The sequence below is a fragment of the Paenibacillus sp. FSL M7-0896 genome (genome assembly GCF_037975415.1).
In the GTDB taxonomy this organism is placed as follows: domain Bacteria; phylum Bacillota; class Bacilli; order Paenibacillales; family Paenibacillaceae; genus Paenibacillus_AQ; species Paenibacillus_AQ silagei.
Genome location: NZ_CP150250.1, coordinates 4,979,388 through 4,994,707, shown reverse-complemented (window position 1 = coordinate 4,994,707; position 15,320 = coordinate 4,979,388). Strand labels below are relative to the sequence as shown.

Annotated in this window: 6 protein-coding genes; all 6 read left to right on the top strand. The window is 56.4% G+C overall.

The features are described from left to right. The first annotated feature begins 3,983 nt into the window (after nucleotides 1–3,983). The 6 genes from MKY12_RS21490 (at nucleotide 3,984) to MKY12_RS21465 (ending at nucleotide 15,255) form a co-directional block, all read left to right on the top strand. On the top strand, nucleotides 3,984–7,550 hold the full coding sequence (locus MKY12_RS21490; protein ID WP_339310693.1) for a collagen-like protein: 3,567 nt from the start codon (nucleotides 3,984–3,986) through the stop codon (nucleotides 7,548–7,550). A 189-nt stretch (nucleotides 7,551–7,739) separates the two neighbouring features. Next, complete coding sequence (locus MKY12_RS21485; protein ID WP_339249915.1) at nucleotides 7,740–8,927, top strand: hypothetical protein; 1,188 nt, start codon at nucleotides 7,740–7,742, stop codon at nucleotides 8,925–8,927. Nucleotides 8,928–8,954: 27 nt separating this feature from the next. After that, nucleotides 8,955–10,133, top strand: coding sequence for a collagen-like protein (locus MKY12_RS21480; protein ID WP_051478527.1), 1,179 nt, complete (start codon nucleotides 8,955–8,957; stop codon nucleotides 10,131–10,133). A gap of 301 nt (nucleotides 10,134–10,434) precedes the next feature. After that, complete coding sequence (locus MKY12_RS21475; RefSeq protein ID WP_339249912.1) at nucleotides 10,435–11,667, top strand: hypothetical protein; 1,233 nt, start codon at nucleotides 10,435–10,437, stop codon at nucleotides 11,665–11,667. A gap of 23 nt (nucleotides 11,668–11,690) precedes the next feature. Next, nucleotides 11,691–12,896 (top strand): hypothetical protein, encoded by a 1,206-nt coding sequence (locus tag MKY12_RS21470; protein WP_339249910.1) that lies wholly within the window; start codon nucleotides 11,691–11,693, stop codon nucleotides 12,894–12,896. Between the two features lie 31 nt (nucleotides 12,897–12,927). Beyond that, nucleotides 12,928–15,255 carry a hypothetical protein gene (locus MKY12_RS21465; protein ID WP_339249908.1) on the top strand — a complete coding sequence of 776 codons (2,328 nt, stop codon included), beginning with the start codon at nucleotides 12,928–12,930 and terminating at the stop codon, nucleotides 15,253–15,255. Nucleotides 15,256–15,320: the final 65 nt, after the last annotated feature.

Below are 15,320 nucleotides of genomic sequence, written 5' to 3'. Positions count from 1 at the left end.
CTCACAGGAGAGACTGGGGCGACAGGGCTGACGGGAGAGACCGGAGCGACGGGGCTGACTGGCGAGACTGGTGCGACAGGGCTGACGGGAGAGACCGGAGCAACGGGGCTTACAGGTGAGACTGGAGCGACGGGGCTGACCGGAGAAACGGGAGCGACGGGGCTCACGGGTGAGACTGGAGCGACGGGGCTGACCGGAGAAACGGGAGCGACGGGGCTCACGGGTGAGACTGGAGCAACGGGGCTCACGGGAGAGACTGGAGCAACAGGGCTGACAGGAGAAACGGGAGCGACGGGGCTCACGGGCGAGACCGGAGCAACGGGGCTGACTGGCGAGACTGGTGCAACAGGGCTCACAGGAGAAACGGGAGCGACAGGACTCACGGGAGAGACTGGAGCAACGGGGCTGACGGGAGAGACCGGAGCGACGGGGCTGACGGGAGAGACTGGAGCAACAGGGCTCACGGGTGAGACTGGAGCAACCGGGCTCACGGGAGAGACTGGAGCAACAGGGCTGACCGGAGAAACGGGAGCGACGGGGCTTACGGGTGAGACTGGAGCAACGGGGCTTACGGGAGAAACGGGAGCGACAGGGCTGACTGGAGAGACCGGAGCGACAGGGCTAACTGGTGAGACTGGTGCGACGGGGCTTACGGGAGAAACGGGAGCGACAGGACTCACGGGCGAGACTGGAGCAACGGGGCTGACGGGAGAGACCGGGGCGACAGGGCTGACTGGTGAGACTGGTGCGACAGGGCTCACGGGTGAGACTGGTGCGACGGGGCTTACCGGAGAAACGGGAGCGACAGGGCTCACAGGAGAGACTGGTGCGACGGGGCTTACGGGTGAGACTGGAGCAACGGGGCTTACGGGAGAAACGGGAGCAACAGGGCTGACGGGAGAGACCGGGGCGACAGGGCTGACCGGAGAGACTGGTGCAACAGGGCTCACAGGAGAGACCGGAGCAACGGGGCTTACAGGTGAGACTGGAGCGACGGGGCTTACGGGAGAGACTGGAGCAACGGGGCTTACGGGAGAAACGGGAGCAACAGGGCTGACTGGTGAGACTGGAGCAACGGGGCTGACTGGTGAGACTGGTGCAACAGGGCTCACAGGTGAAACGGGAGCAACAGGGCTCACAGGTGAAACGGGAGCAACAGGACTGACTGGAGCGACAGGGCTTACCGGAGAAACGGGAGCAACAGGGCTGACTGGTGAGACTGGTGCAACGGGGCTGACTGGTGAGACTGGTGCAACAGGGCTCACAGGTGAAACGGGAGCAACAGGACTGACTGGAGCGACAGGGCTGACGGGAGAGACCGGGGCGACAGGGCTCACAGGAGAGACTGGTGCGACGGGGCTGACCGGAGAGACTGGAGCGACAGGGCTCACAGGAGAAACGGGAGCGACAGGACTCACGGGAGAGACCGGAGCAACGGGGCTGACGGGAGAGACCGGGGCGACGGGGCTGACTGGTGAGACTGGTGCAACGGGGCTCACGGGAGAAACCGGGGCGACGGGGCTCACGGGAGAGACTGGAGCAACGGGGCTTACGGGAGAAACGGGAGCAACAGGGCTGACTGGTGAGACTGGTGCAACGGGGCTGACTGGTGAGACTGGTGCAACAGGGCTCACAGGTGAAACGGGAGCAACAGGACTGACTGGAGCGACAGGGCTTACGGGAGAAACGGGAGCGACGGGGCTCACGGGAGAGACCGGAGCAACGGGGCTGACTGGCGAGACTGGAGCGACGGGGCTTACGGGAGAGACTGGAGCAACGGGGCTTACGGGAGAAACGGGAGCAACAGGGCTCACAGGTGAAACGGGAGCAACAGGGCTCACAGGTGAAACGGGAGCAACAGGACTGACTGGAGCGACAGGGCTTACCGGAGAAACGGGAGCAACGGGGCTTACAGGTGAGACTGGTGCAACAGGGCTGACTGGTGAGACTGGAGCAACGGGGCTTACAGGTGAGACTGGTGCGACAGGGCTCACGGGTGAGACTGGTGCGACGGGGCTTACCGGAGAAACGGGAGCGACAGGGCTCACAGGAGAGACTGGTGCGACGGGGCTTACGGGTGAGACTGGAGCAACGGGGCTTACGGGAGAAACGGGAGCAACAGGGCTGACGGGAGAGACCGGAGCGACAGGGCTTACCGGAGAAACGGGAGCGACAGGACTCACGGGCGAGACTGGAGCGACGGGGCTTACGGGAGAGACTGGAGCAACGGGGCTTACGGGAGAAACGGGAGCAACAGGGCTGACTGGTGAGACTGGTGCAACGGGGCTGACTGGTGAGACTGGTGCAACAGGGCTCACAGGTGAAACGGGAGCAACAGGACTGACTGGAGCGACGGGGCTTACGGGAGAAACGGGAGCAACAGGGCTCACAGGTGAAACGGGAGCAACAGGACTGACTGGAGCGACAGGGCTTACCGGAGAAACGGGAGCGACGGGGCTCACGGGAGAGACTGGAGCAACGGGGCTTACGGGAGAAACCGGAGCAACAGGGCTTACAGGTGAGACTGGTGCAACGGGGCTGACTGGTGAGACTGGTGCAACAGGGCTTACGGGAGAGACCGGAGCGACGGGGCTCACGGGAGAGACTGGAGCAACGGGGCTTACGGGAGAAACCGAACAGGGCTTACAGGTGAGACTGGTGCAACGGGGCTGACTGGTGAGACTGGTGCAACAGGGCTTACGGGAGAGACCGGAGCGACGGGGCTCACGGGAGAGACTGGAGCGACGGGGCTCACGGGAGAGACTGGAGCAACGGGGCTTACGGGAGAAACGGGAGCAACAGGGCTGACTGGTGAGACTGGTGCAACGGGGCTGACTGGTGAGACTGGTGCAACAGGGCTCACAGGTGAAACGGGAGCAACAGGACTGACTGGAGCGACAGGGCTGACGGGAGAGACCGGGGCGACAGGGCTGACTGGTGAGACTGGTGCGACGGGGCTGACCGGAGAGACTGGAGCGACAGGGCTCACAGGAGAAACGGGAGCGACAGGACTCACGGGAGAGACCGGAGCAACGGGGCTGACGGGAGAGACCGGGGCGACGGGGCTGACTGGTGAGACTGGTGCAACGGGGCTCACGGGAGAAACCGGGGCGACGGGGCTCACGGGAGAGACTGGAGCAACGGGGCTTACGGGAGAAACGGGAGCAACAGGGCTGACTGGTGAGACTGGTGCAACGGGGCTGACTGGTGAGACTGGTGCAACAGGGCTCACAGGTGAAACGGGAGCAACAGGACTGACTGGAGCGACAGGGCTTACGGGAGAAACGGGAGCGACGGGGCTCACGGGAGAGACCGGAGCAACGGGGCTGACTGGCGAGACTGGAGCGACGGGGCTTACGGGAGAGACTGGAGCAACGGGGCTTACGGGAGAAACGGGAGCAACAGGGCTCACAGGTGAAACGGGAGCAACAGGGCTCACAGGTGAAACGGGAGCAACAGGACTGACTGGAGCGACAGGGCTTACCGGAGAAACGGGAGCAACGGGGCTTACAGGTGAGACTGGTGCAACAGGGCTGACTGGTGAGACTGGAGCAACGGGGCTTACAGGTGAGACTGGTGCGACAGGACTGACTGGAGCGACAGGGCTTACCGGAGAAACGGGAGCGACAGGGCTCACAGGAGAGACTGGAGCAACGGGGCTGACCGGAGAGACTGGAGCGACAGGACTCACGGGAGAGACTGGTGCAACAGGGCTCACAGGAGAAACGGGAGCGACAGGACTCACGGGAGAGACCGGAGCAACGGGGCTGACGGGAGAGACCGGGGCGACAGGGCTCACAGGAGAAACGGGAGCGACAGGACTCACGGGAGAAACCGGAGCAACGGGGCTGACGGGAGAGACCGGAGCGACGGGGCTGACTGGAGAGACCGGAGCGACAGGACTCACGGGAGAAACCGGAGCAACGGGGCTGACGGGAGAGACCGGGGCGACAGGGCTGACTGGCGAGACTGGTGCGACAGGGTTGACGGGAGAGACCGGAGCAACTGGGCTTACAGGAGAGACTGGTGCAACGGGGCTTACAGGAGAGACTGGTGCAACAGGGCTTACAGGAGAGACCGGAGCAACTGGGCTTACAGGTGAGACTGGAGCGACAGGGCTGACCGGAGAAACGGGAGCGACAGGGCTTACAGGTGAGACTGGGGCGACAGGGCTGACGGGAGAAACGGGAGCGACGGGGCTTACAGGAGAGACTGGAGCGACAGGGCTGACGGGAGAGACCGGAGCAACGGGGCTGACTGGTGAGACCGGAGCGACGGGGCTGACTGGAGAAACCGGAGCAACGGGTCTTACGGGAGAGACTGGTGCAACAGGGCTTACAGGAGAGACCGGAGCAACAGGGCTTACAGGAGAGACTGGTGCAACAGGGCTTACGGGAGAGACTGGAGCGACGGGGCTCACCGGAGAGACTGGTGCGACGGGGCTGACTGGCGAGACTGGAGCGACGGGGCTTACGGGTGAGACTGGAGCGACGGGGCTTACGGGTGAGACTGGAGCGACGGGGCTTACGGGTGAGACTGGAGCAACGGGGCTTACGGGAGAGACTGGAGCGACGGGGCTTACGGGAGAAACCGGAGCAACAGGGCTCACAGGTGAAACGGGAGCAACAGGGCTGACCGGAGAGACTGGAGCGACTGGGCTCACGGGTGAGACCGGAGCAACGGGGCTGATGGGAGAGACCGGAGCAACAGGGCTGACTGGCGAGACTGGAGCGACGGGGCTTACGGGTGAGACTGGAGCAACGGGGCTTACGGGAGAAACGGGAGCAACAGGGCTCACAGGTGAAACGGGAGCAACAGGGCTCACAGGTGAAACGGGAGCAACAGGACTGACTGGAGCGACAGGGCTTACCGGAGAAACGGGAGCAACGGGGCTTACAGGTGAGACTGGTGCGACAGGACTGACTGGAGCGACGGGGCTGACGGGAGAAACCGGAGCAACGGGTCTTACGGGAGAGACCGGGGCGACAGGGCTGACGGGAGAGACCGGAGCAACTGGGCTTACAGGTGAGACTGGTGCAACAGGGCTTACGGGAGAAACCGGAGCAACGGGTCTTACGGGAGAGACCGGGGCGACAGGGCTGACGGGAGAGACCGGAGCAACGGGGCTGACTGGCGAGACTGGTGCGACAGGGCTGACGGGAGAGACCGGAGCGACGGGGCTGACTGGCGAGACTGGTGCGACAGGGCTGACGGGAGAAACCGGAGCAACGGGTCTTACGGGAGAGACCGGGGCGACAGGGCTGACGGGAGAGACCGGAGCAACTGGGCTTACAGGTGAGACTGGTGCAACAGGGCTTACGGGAGAAACCGGAGCAACGGGTCTTACGGGAGAGACCGGGGCGACAGGGCTGACGGGAGAGACCGGAGCAACGGGGCTGACTGGCGAGACTGGTGCGACAGGGCTGACGGGAGAGACCGGAGCGACGGGGCTGACTGGTGCGACGGGGCTGACTGGCGAGACTGGTGCGACAGGGCTGACGGGAGAGACCGGAGCAACGGGGCTCACGGGAGAGACCGGGGCGACAGGGCTGACTGGTGAGACTGGTGCGACGGGGCTGACCGGAGAGACTGGAGCGACAGGGCTCACAGGAGAAACGGGAGCGACAGGACTCACGGGCGAGACCGGAGCAACGGGGCTGACTGGCGAGACTGGTGCGACAGGGCTGACCGGAGAGACTGGAGCGACAGGGCTTACCGGAGAAACCGGGGCGACAGGGCTGACTGGTGAGACTGGGCTTACAGGAGAGACTGGAGCGACAGGGCTCACAGGTGAGACTGGAGCGACTGGGCTGACCGGAGCAACGGGAGCGACAGGGCTGACCGGAGAGACTGGAGCGACAGGGCTCACAGGTGAGACTGGTGCAACTGGGCTGACGGGAGAGACCGGAGCAACGGGGCTTACAGGAGAGACAGGAGCAACAGGGCTCACAGGTGAAACGGGTGCAACAGGTCTTACGGGAGAGACTGGAGCAACAGGGCTTACAGGAGAAACCGGGGCGACGGGGCTCACAGGAGAGACTGGGGCGACAGGACTGACTGGTGAGACTGGAGCGACGGGGCTGACCGGAGAGACTGGAGCGACGGGGCTGACCGGAGAGACTGGAGCGACGGGGCTGACGGGAGAGACTGGAGCGACAGGACTGACTGGTGAGACTGGAGCGACGGGGCTGACCGGAGAGACTGGAGCGACGGGGCTGACGGGAGAGACTGGAGCGACAGGGCTTACAGGAGAAACGGGGGCGACAGGGCTCACGGGAGAAACGGGAGCAACGGGGCTGACCGGAGAAACGGGAGCAACGGGGCTCACGGGAGAAACGGGAGCAACGGGGCTTACGGGAGAAACGGGAGCAACGGGGCTTACCGGGGAAACAGGAGCAACGGGGCTGACTGGTGCGACAGGGCTGACCGGAGAGACCGGAGCAACGGGGCTTACAGGTGAGACCGGAGCGACAGGGCTGACCGGAGAGACTGGAGCGACAGGGCTCACAGGTGAGACTGGTGCAACTGGGCTGACGGGAGAGACCGGAGCAACGGGGCTTACAGGAGTGACTGGAGCGACTGGGCTTACCGGAGAAACGGGAGCGACAGGGTTTACTGGTGAAACTGGAGCCACTGGAGTTACAGGTGTGACTGGTCCAACAGGAGTTACTGGATTAAGTGTTGTTGAAACAGGTGCGACGGGTCAAACAGGTCTGACTGGTCCAACAGGTCCAACAGGTATGACGGGAGTGACGGGCACAACAGGGAAAGCAGGTAAAGACGGAATAAATGGAGGCCCAGGTTCAAAAGGTGAGGATGGTAACACTGGTTTAACAGGGATTACAGGATTAACAGGGGCAACGGGAGCAACAGGACTCACTGGAGATACCGGAGCAACGGGTCTCACAGGGGTAACAGGATCGACTGGCGTCACTGGGTTAACGGGAGCAACAGGAACAACAGGCCTGACGGGAGAAACTGGTGCAACGGGTCTTACGGGTGAGACAGGAGCAACAGGTCTCACAGGGGCAACAGGAGCGACTGGCGTCACTGGATTAACGGGAGCGACTGGACCAACGGGTATTGGTCTTGTAGGTCCGACTGGTGCTCTGTCCCAGAATTACGCCCAGTTTGTTCTCACAGAGGGAAATACGGTGGCAACAAGTGATCATTTCCCTATTCCACACTTTAGTATCGTTTATACATCCAGCAATGGTACTTCTATAGGGCCAGGAATTACTGATACTAATGAGTTTGTAGTAGAAGCCGGAAATTATTTGATCATGTATCAAGCCATCATCCTATCTTCTGATACAAGACCAGCAGGTCTGGAATTGATTAATAATGGTTCACCAGAATCTACATCAATAGTTACCGCTCCAATAAACACTCTGCCTTCTAATCTTAATGGAACCTATATTTTAGAAGCGGATGAACCAGTAACAATTCAACTTGCGCTTGTATATGAAGGGACTGCTTTAACTGTTGATATGGATGGAGTTTATTATGGCTTCTTCCCTGCCAAGGTCACTATAATTCAGTTGAGCTGAATTTTCCTTGATTGTAATTATTAAATTTGTTTCTCATGAAGACCAGCCTGATTTGGGCTGGTCTTTTCTCACATAATAAGAACTGTAACACATATCAGTTTTTTCTTACATAGCCTGGACGAATTGCCGAACCAATCGTACAGAGCGGCATATGATGGACTATTCTAAACCAGAAAGGAGAGGATTAATTTGTCTCAAGCTAATCTGCCTAACATTACACCAACCATTACACTCACCCGGAGCGATGCCATCAACATGATGATGGCAGCCATCGCCATGGAAGAGTTAGGACTTAGCCATGTAATTAATGCAGAAGGGGAGAAGATGCAGTACGCGCTCGGCACTCTTCCTGGAGTTACTGCCCCGGTGGTGAACATCTCCAATCTTCAGGACATCACTGATAGTATCCGTAGTATGCTGGGGGAAACGGTGAAAAGCGCCTGGCTGCAGACCAGCCAGTTAGAGAGTCTGCTTGCAGCACCGGTTGATTATGGCGGGATCGGAGCCACAGGCGTAACAGGACCAGACGAGGGTCCGATCGGTCCAAGAGGTCTGCAAGGCGAAATAGGAGAGACTGGAGACGATGGCCCGAGCGGTACCACGGGAGTTAGCGGCTTCCCAGGCATAGAGGGACCTTCAGGGGCAACAGGGGCTACAGGTATAACTGGGGCCACTGGATTGACCGCATTGACCGGGGCAACTGGCCTCACTGGGGAGTCCGGGGCTATCGGGTTAACGGGTCTGACAGGAGAAACAGGCGAGACTGGCGTAACAGGGCAAAGCGGAGAGACGGGAGCTACCGGACTCACGGGACTAACAGGAGTAACGGGAGTAACTGGCGTTACGGGGCTAACGGGAGAGACGGGGGCTACTGGCCTAACGGGTCTAACAGGAGTTACAGGAGTAACCGGCTTGACCGGAGTAACCGGAGGAACAGGTGAGCCGCCTATTGACCGGTGGTTGTCCACCCTTACTTCAGGAGGTCCAATAGGTCCAAGAGGTCCAATAGTCTTTGATGCCGATGCTTATTCCACTGGTTCCAATATCAGCCGTAGTATAGGTGGTTTCAATCTGCAAAATAACGATGTTCTAGGCGTTTTGGAACCGGCAACCTACTACGTTCATTATTCAGCTAATGCTTCTACTCCGACAGGGGAGAATTTTAGCGTTGCCCTTACGCTCAATGGGGCTACCCTTCCAGCTAGCGAAGCAATATCGTATCATACAGCTGTCGCTGCCACTTCTAATCTTATAGTGGGCGGGAGTATTTTCCCCACCGTTACTGGTGAAGCAGTGAATACATTAGTTATGATTAATAGCGGCGCCGGTACAATTACAGATGTTAATGCCTCGATATCTATTCTTAAATTGTTCTAAGCCCACTAACCTAGAGGAGTTGATCATATGTCTCAGGCGAATCTGCCTAACATCACCCCAACCATAAGCATTGCTAGGGATGATGCCGTTAACCTGCTGCTGTCCTCCATTGCGATGGAAGAATTGGGACTCAGCCACATTATCAATGCCGAAGGAGAGAAGCTGCAATATATCCTGGGTACCTTACCCGGAGTTACAGCTCCTGAAGCGACCATTGGCGATGTGCTGGCTATGAACGACAGTGTAAGAAATATGATGCGGGATATTGTGAAGAAGGAATTCATTCTTACCAACAAGCTGGAGACGGTGCTGAACGCTTCAATAATGGTAGGGCCTACGGGTGCAACGGGGGCTACGGGGAATCCGGGCGGGCCTCCAGGACCTCAAGGAGAGCAGGGCATTCAGGGTATCCAAGGTCCCGCAGGAATAACTGGTCAAACGGGAGAGACAGGAGCCACGGGGCTGACGGGATTGACCGGAGTGACTGGCTTAACGGGGCCGACAGGAGAGACTGGACTAACCGGAGCTACGGGGTTAACCGGGCTAACCGGAGTAACCGGCTTAACGGGGCTAACCGGGGAGACGGGGGCCACAGGCTTAACCGGGCTGACTGGACTGACAGGCTTAACCGGAGAGACTGGCGTAACCGGTATAACGGGTGCCACCGGCATAACGGGTGCTACAGGGCTAACCGGCTTAACAGGTGAAACTGGGCTGACCGGTGTAACCGGCTTAACCGGGCTGACTGGCATGACCGGGATGACCGGCTTAACGGGTCTTGCCTTCTTCGCAGATTTCTTCTCTGCGATCTCTACTGAGTTTCAAGTTGGGTTTGATGAAATGGTGACCTGGAGCGTAACCGGACCGGAAAGCGGTGCTATTACTATAAATGATACAAATCAGTTTTTTACTTTGCCTGCTGATTCTACAGTCCTGGTCCAATACTATGTCAATGCTCAGAATAATAGCCTGGACACCATGGAATTTCAATTGTGGACCGTAGATCTGACGTCTGGAGCTCTAATAGAAGGTGTTACTGGTTCTATAGCATCCTCAACACTAAACAATACGGCAATTGCAACCGTAGCGGGAGCCGGTATCATAGGGACAACAGCCGAACAAGGTGTGGCGTTAGTTAATAATACTAATGACGTTATAGGTGAGGGCACTTTCTATGCCAACATCCAATTGATCAGGATTAATTAAATGATCTTTTTATAGCGAGATGCGCCAGAATTGAATTCTGGCGCTTTTCTGCGTGTGGATATTAATAATTGACTAATGAATCCGCCTTTTTAGAGCTGGTGGCCGAATAATCCAGACCCCATGGCTTCAGCGGCATAGAATACTATGTGCTGCCGGACCAGAGAGGTCCATGAATATTCTGCATAGCATGGACTTGGACAATCTATAGGCAGCATAAACTGGTATTGGGGGTGTTGATTGAATAGTTCTGCCGTTCGCAAATGGCAAGCAAATATGAAAGTGAAAGAAGGGTTGTGTCTACATGTCATCATTAATTCCGGTGCAACTGGGAAGTCCGGGACCGGCAATCAGGCTGTCAAGTCCGGTATTGCTGGAAGAGAGTCATCCCTACTTCCAAATTGATTTCAGTGTGCCTCTGTCGTTCAAGCCGGAAGTGTCCGGCAATTATCACCTGATCATCGGGTTATCTGTTCTGAAAGACGGAAATATCATCCATAGCCTTACTGAACCCTATATCGGCAACAGCAACGCCGGAGAAGCGCTGGTTGCTGATCTGAATGCAAGTATTAAGGGGAGCTTCGGGCAAGGCGTGCAGTCCTTTGAACTGGAGCTGCGTATTCTGTCTTCACAGAATATTGCGGCGAATCCGCTGGTTGGTCTTCCAGCAGTCTCAGTACAAGGATCCGCGGCTGATGCTGATGAATTCGGTCCGACGGGACCAACCGGTTCACAAGGTCCCTATGGTACGAAAGGTACGAAAGGTCCAACGGGCACCACCGGTCCGATCGGGATAACCGGCCCTGGCATCATGGGAACGAAGGGACCAAAGGGACCCACAGGGGCTACGGGTGTAGTGGTGGCAACGGGAGAGGGGAGCGGAACCGGAGCTACAGGCGCAACAGGTCTTGCCGGGATAGGAGTAACCGGGCCAACGGGAGCGACAGGAATTGGAGCCACCGGTATGACCGGATATGGGGTGCCTGGACCGGCAGGAATGACCGGACGCACTGGCATGACCGGGAATCCGGGGCCCGGATCCAGTATTACTGGAGACACGGGGACGACAGGACCCACAGGTGTAACCGGACCAGGCCGGGCGTTACCACTCGTTGTGAGCAATATTCTGCTGTCGAGCAGTCCCATCGAAAGTGAAATTGTGGGGCAACTTTCGGCGGTACAGATCAATTCGACAGATCAATGTGTAGTCATATCGGGTACTCTTCAGATAATGTACGGGAATCCCTCTAATCACCATTACAATAACAATCTTCTATATGAAGTGCGTCGAGATGGTCAGGAACTTGATACTAACGGTTTCTTTTTTTGGTCAAAAATATTCAATTATTCAATTAATCCGGCATCTAATTACGATCCTTCTGAAGAATTACTGTCCTTCTATGCGATTGATGAGAATCCGCCCCCGGGTCTTCACAACTATACGTTGCGCGTTCATATCTATGATGTGTCTGACAATACAACAATCAGCTATAGATCCTTCAATGCATCTGCAAAGGTATTCCAAAGAGGCAACTGAGACATAAAGGAGTTGAAACATGCATGAACATCTATTCGTCGCTTCCCCTTGGAGCCGGCAATGTGCTGGTGCTCACGGATATCCGTGCAGACTTGGAGCAGCCGTATGCATCTGCGGAATTACAGTTGTCGATTCCATTGCTGCTGGATATTCTGTCCCCCGGTTATTATCATCTGCACCTAAATGTTGAACTATGGAGGGCTAACGCTCTTGTTGAGATACGTGATGTATTCATAGAATCCACAGCACTGTCTGCCGGACTGGTTCAGACAGAATCAACGGTCAGATTCAATGATGTACTGCCCGCAGGCATTCATCAATACGAGCTAAGAATGAAGCTGCTCCATTATCAGAATATCGCTTCGGATATCCGGGTGGGCTCCCCCCGGTTACAGACCGGTCCGGGACCCGTCATATTCAACGGTCCTATAGGTCCCCAAGGTCCAACAGGACCCACTGGTCTAACCGGACGTACCGGTCTATCTGGGGGCGCCGGGAGAATGGGAGAGGATGGCGTCTCGCTTACAGGCCCGACCGGGCTAACCGGAGCAACGGGTCCATCAGGGACAACCGGCTATGTAGGAAACTTTGCCGGACCCACCGGTGTAACCGGAGCAACCGGAACAGGGGTTACAGGGGCAACCGGACCTACGGGTGTGGGAAGTGCCGGAGCAACGGGTACAGCAATTACTGGCGATACCGGACCAGATGGTCCGACAGGACTCACAGGCTTCAACGGTCCGCCCGGATCAGGTAACGAAACGGGGGGAACTGGACCCCAAGGTGCCAGGGGACATACAGGAACCTTAGCGGATGGAGCATCTATTCCAATATTGACTTACAAAGTTTCACCAGGGGATGTAGGGTATATTAATAAGCCCGAACTGCTTGCATCTCTCCAGGTGGATCCTGGAAGTGGACGATGCCAAATAGAGGGGATTGTAGGCTTATGGTTTTGGAAACCATCTCCTCGATTAAATTCTGGCATACGGTTAACCATCACACTTACTGATTCTGTTGGAAATACATTGTATCAGTATACTGATTATTGGCAGAAACAAGGTCCTGAATATGTTGAATTCGCTCAGACATTTCCATTTACCGTTATGTATGACGGGCCACCGACTACATTGACGCTAACTGAAGTAATTACCGGTGATGATCAAGAACGATTAATTATCGTGATTCTTCCAGCTGTCTTAACTTCCACGGTAATTCCGAATAACTAGCATTACGTAATATATCTAAGGCGGTGAAATTATGTCGAATCTAACAACTCTCCCTTTGGGAGCGCCGGGCCCGGCTATTCACCTGGCAGAGACGCTCGAAATCACTGCAGTTCAGCCTCAGGCGCATGTGACCTTTCATATCCCTGTTATCTTCCAGAGCAGCTCTCCAGGCGAATCCCTGCTGCGGATTGAACTGGAGACGATGCTCTCCGGCAGTGTGCTGCAGACTCAATTAGTCACGCTGTCCAATAATGGAACTGAGGAGACTGCAAGAACAATACAAGTTACAGTCAACCACCCGGCTTATCCGGGAACGTATGCCTACACTATACGAGCTCGGGTAGTCAGTTATATTAACATCAAGGCCGATCCTTATATAGGCAGAGCTGTTGCAGGGATAGCTTCTGTTCAGGCAATTCGGGCTGCTACAGGAATTACCGGTCCGACCGGCCCTACTGGAACGACCGGCACCCAAGGCCAAAGGGGAGACGGCGGCGGTTACGGTAACAAGGGCGTGACAGGAGCTACAGGATATGGAGCGACCGGTCCGACAGGAGATACAGGTGAACCAGGCCCTCCCGCAAGCGTCACTGGCGGAATCGGCACTGGGCCCACTGGTCCAACAGGGGCGACGGGCTTGACCGTAGTAGGTCCGACAGGTGCAACCGGTAATGCGGTGACAGGTGCGACAGGTACGAGTGTGAAGGGGACGCAGGGTGCACCAGGGAAGGAAGGTCTGCAAGGAGCGCCGGGACCAACAGGGACGATGGGTCCAGGCCCAAGAGGGCCAGCCGGCGCTACTGGTGCAACCGGCTCAACCGGCGAACCGCTGTCTCCTGCCCAATATCAATATCGTACTGATCCGATGGTGTTGACTGATTCTCCGCGAGTTTTTCTAACCTCGAACGTGCAGACTATGGCCGGACAACGCGTTCTATTACAGGGTAATGTCCGAATCACGTATCTCCCGCTCTCAGTAGCTACAAGAATTTCTGTTACTATTGGCTTTGCATATAACTTTTCTATCAATTCCTTCTTCCACTCGTTTAACTTTCAGACAATAGTCCAGGGCTATGGGAGCGATATGCCTGATCCCGGACAACGGGCCAGCGTACAGATTCCTTTTAGCCTGACGCATGCCCCCGAACCCGGTACAGGAACATATACTGTATTTTTGTCGCAGAACTCTAATCCACAGGATAATGTGACGCTGACGGCGGAGAACCGGTATCTTGTGGCAGAGGCAGTCGATGTCGGCACCATCTCCTCCCCGAACAGTTACGCTTATTTCCTGGCTGCGGGCGGGGTGCAAACCATCAATGCATTGGTTGGTCCCACCCAATCGGTTCCGATGGATCCCAATATCCAGTTCAACGCGAATGCAGCTTATGCCGCTTCAACAGGTGATGACATTTACTATGCGGTACAAGACAGGTTATACCAGTTCGACACAAAGGCCCAAGTGGTGAACTGGGGAATCGATCTGAATCAGGATATGCAGGCAACAGATCTGCTGCTTACGCCTGACCAGAGATATCTGTTCATCTCGGATGAAGCCAGTCCCCAGGTGCAGGTGTATGATCTGGTGAACAGTGTTACCGTCCGAACGCTGACGCTGGAATCGAATGTTCTCTTCTCCGCCGCTTCTCCAGACAGCCGCTATGCCTTCTTCTATATCTATACGGGTGAGGTTCATGCCTACAACATTGCCCTGGGAACACTGGAGCGGAATATCTTCAATGGATTGTATCCTATTCAGCCTCAGTTATATCCAGGCTACTCCAACCCGCTGGTAGTATCACCTGACAGTACCGAGGTGAGGTTTACTCCAGGTCTGGCACAAGTCTTTTATGCTCACGCGGAGGTTGGTAACTTCAATAACAAGGGTCTCAGAACTACATCCGGTAACGGGTCATGGGGCATTGTGCAGTTAAATAACGGAAATTGTATAACCATAGATAACGGGGTAGATCCAAATAATTCGGTGCAGTATGCTAATGTCAACCTTCTTAGACCCAGTGGAGATTATTTGTTGGTACAATTTGGAGTTCCATTATACTCGCTGGTTCTATCACCGGATCAGCAGTTTGTTTGCATCCAAAGCGCATATGGTCTCTCTGTACTTGATTCTAATACTTTAGCAGGAAGTTCATTCCCCGCAATAACGGATCAAACCTTCCGGGGAGGAGTCAACTTCACAAGAGACAGTAGTTTTCTAGTTGTTATAGGGACTCAAAATATTTACACGATAAGCTTAGAGGATCGTTCAATCCGAACCTTTGGCCTTCCGCCAGAACCAGCTAATCGGCCGCTGAACTACACCCTCTCCAGCGGAGCTTACAAAACGCAGAGTAAATAAAGCGAGGTTACGCGCGCTGCACAAGTTATGCTTAGGTCAATCCCTGTGGTTTCTGAAACTACGGG

Bases quoted from the DNA above. Each gene is read 5' to 3' on its own strand.
- MKY12_RS21480 (WP_051478527.1), top strand. From the start codon at position 8,955: ATGTCTCAGGCGAATCTGCCTAACATCACCCCAACCATAAGCATTGCT.
- MKY12_RS21475 (WP_339249912.1), top strand. From the start codon at position 10,435: ATGTCATCATTAATTCCGGTGCAACTGGGAAGTCCGGGACCGGCAATC.
- MKY12_RS21470 (WP_339249910.1), top strand. From the start codon at position 11,691: ATGAACATCTATTCGTCGCTTCCCCTTGGAGCCGGCAATGTGCTGGTG.
- MKY12_RS21465 (WP_339249908.1), top strand. From the start codon at position 12,928: ATGTCGAATCTAACAACTCTCCCTTTGGGAGCGCCGGGCCCGGCTATT.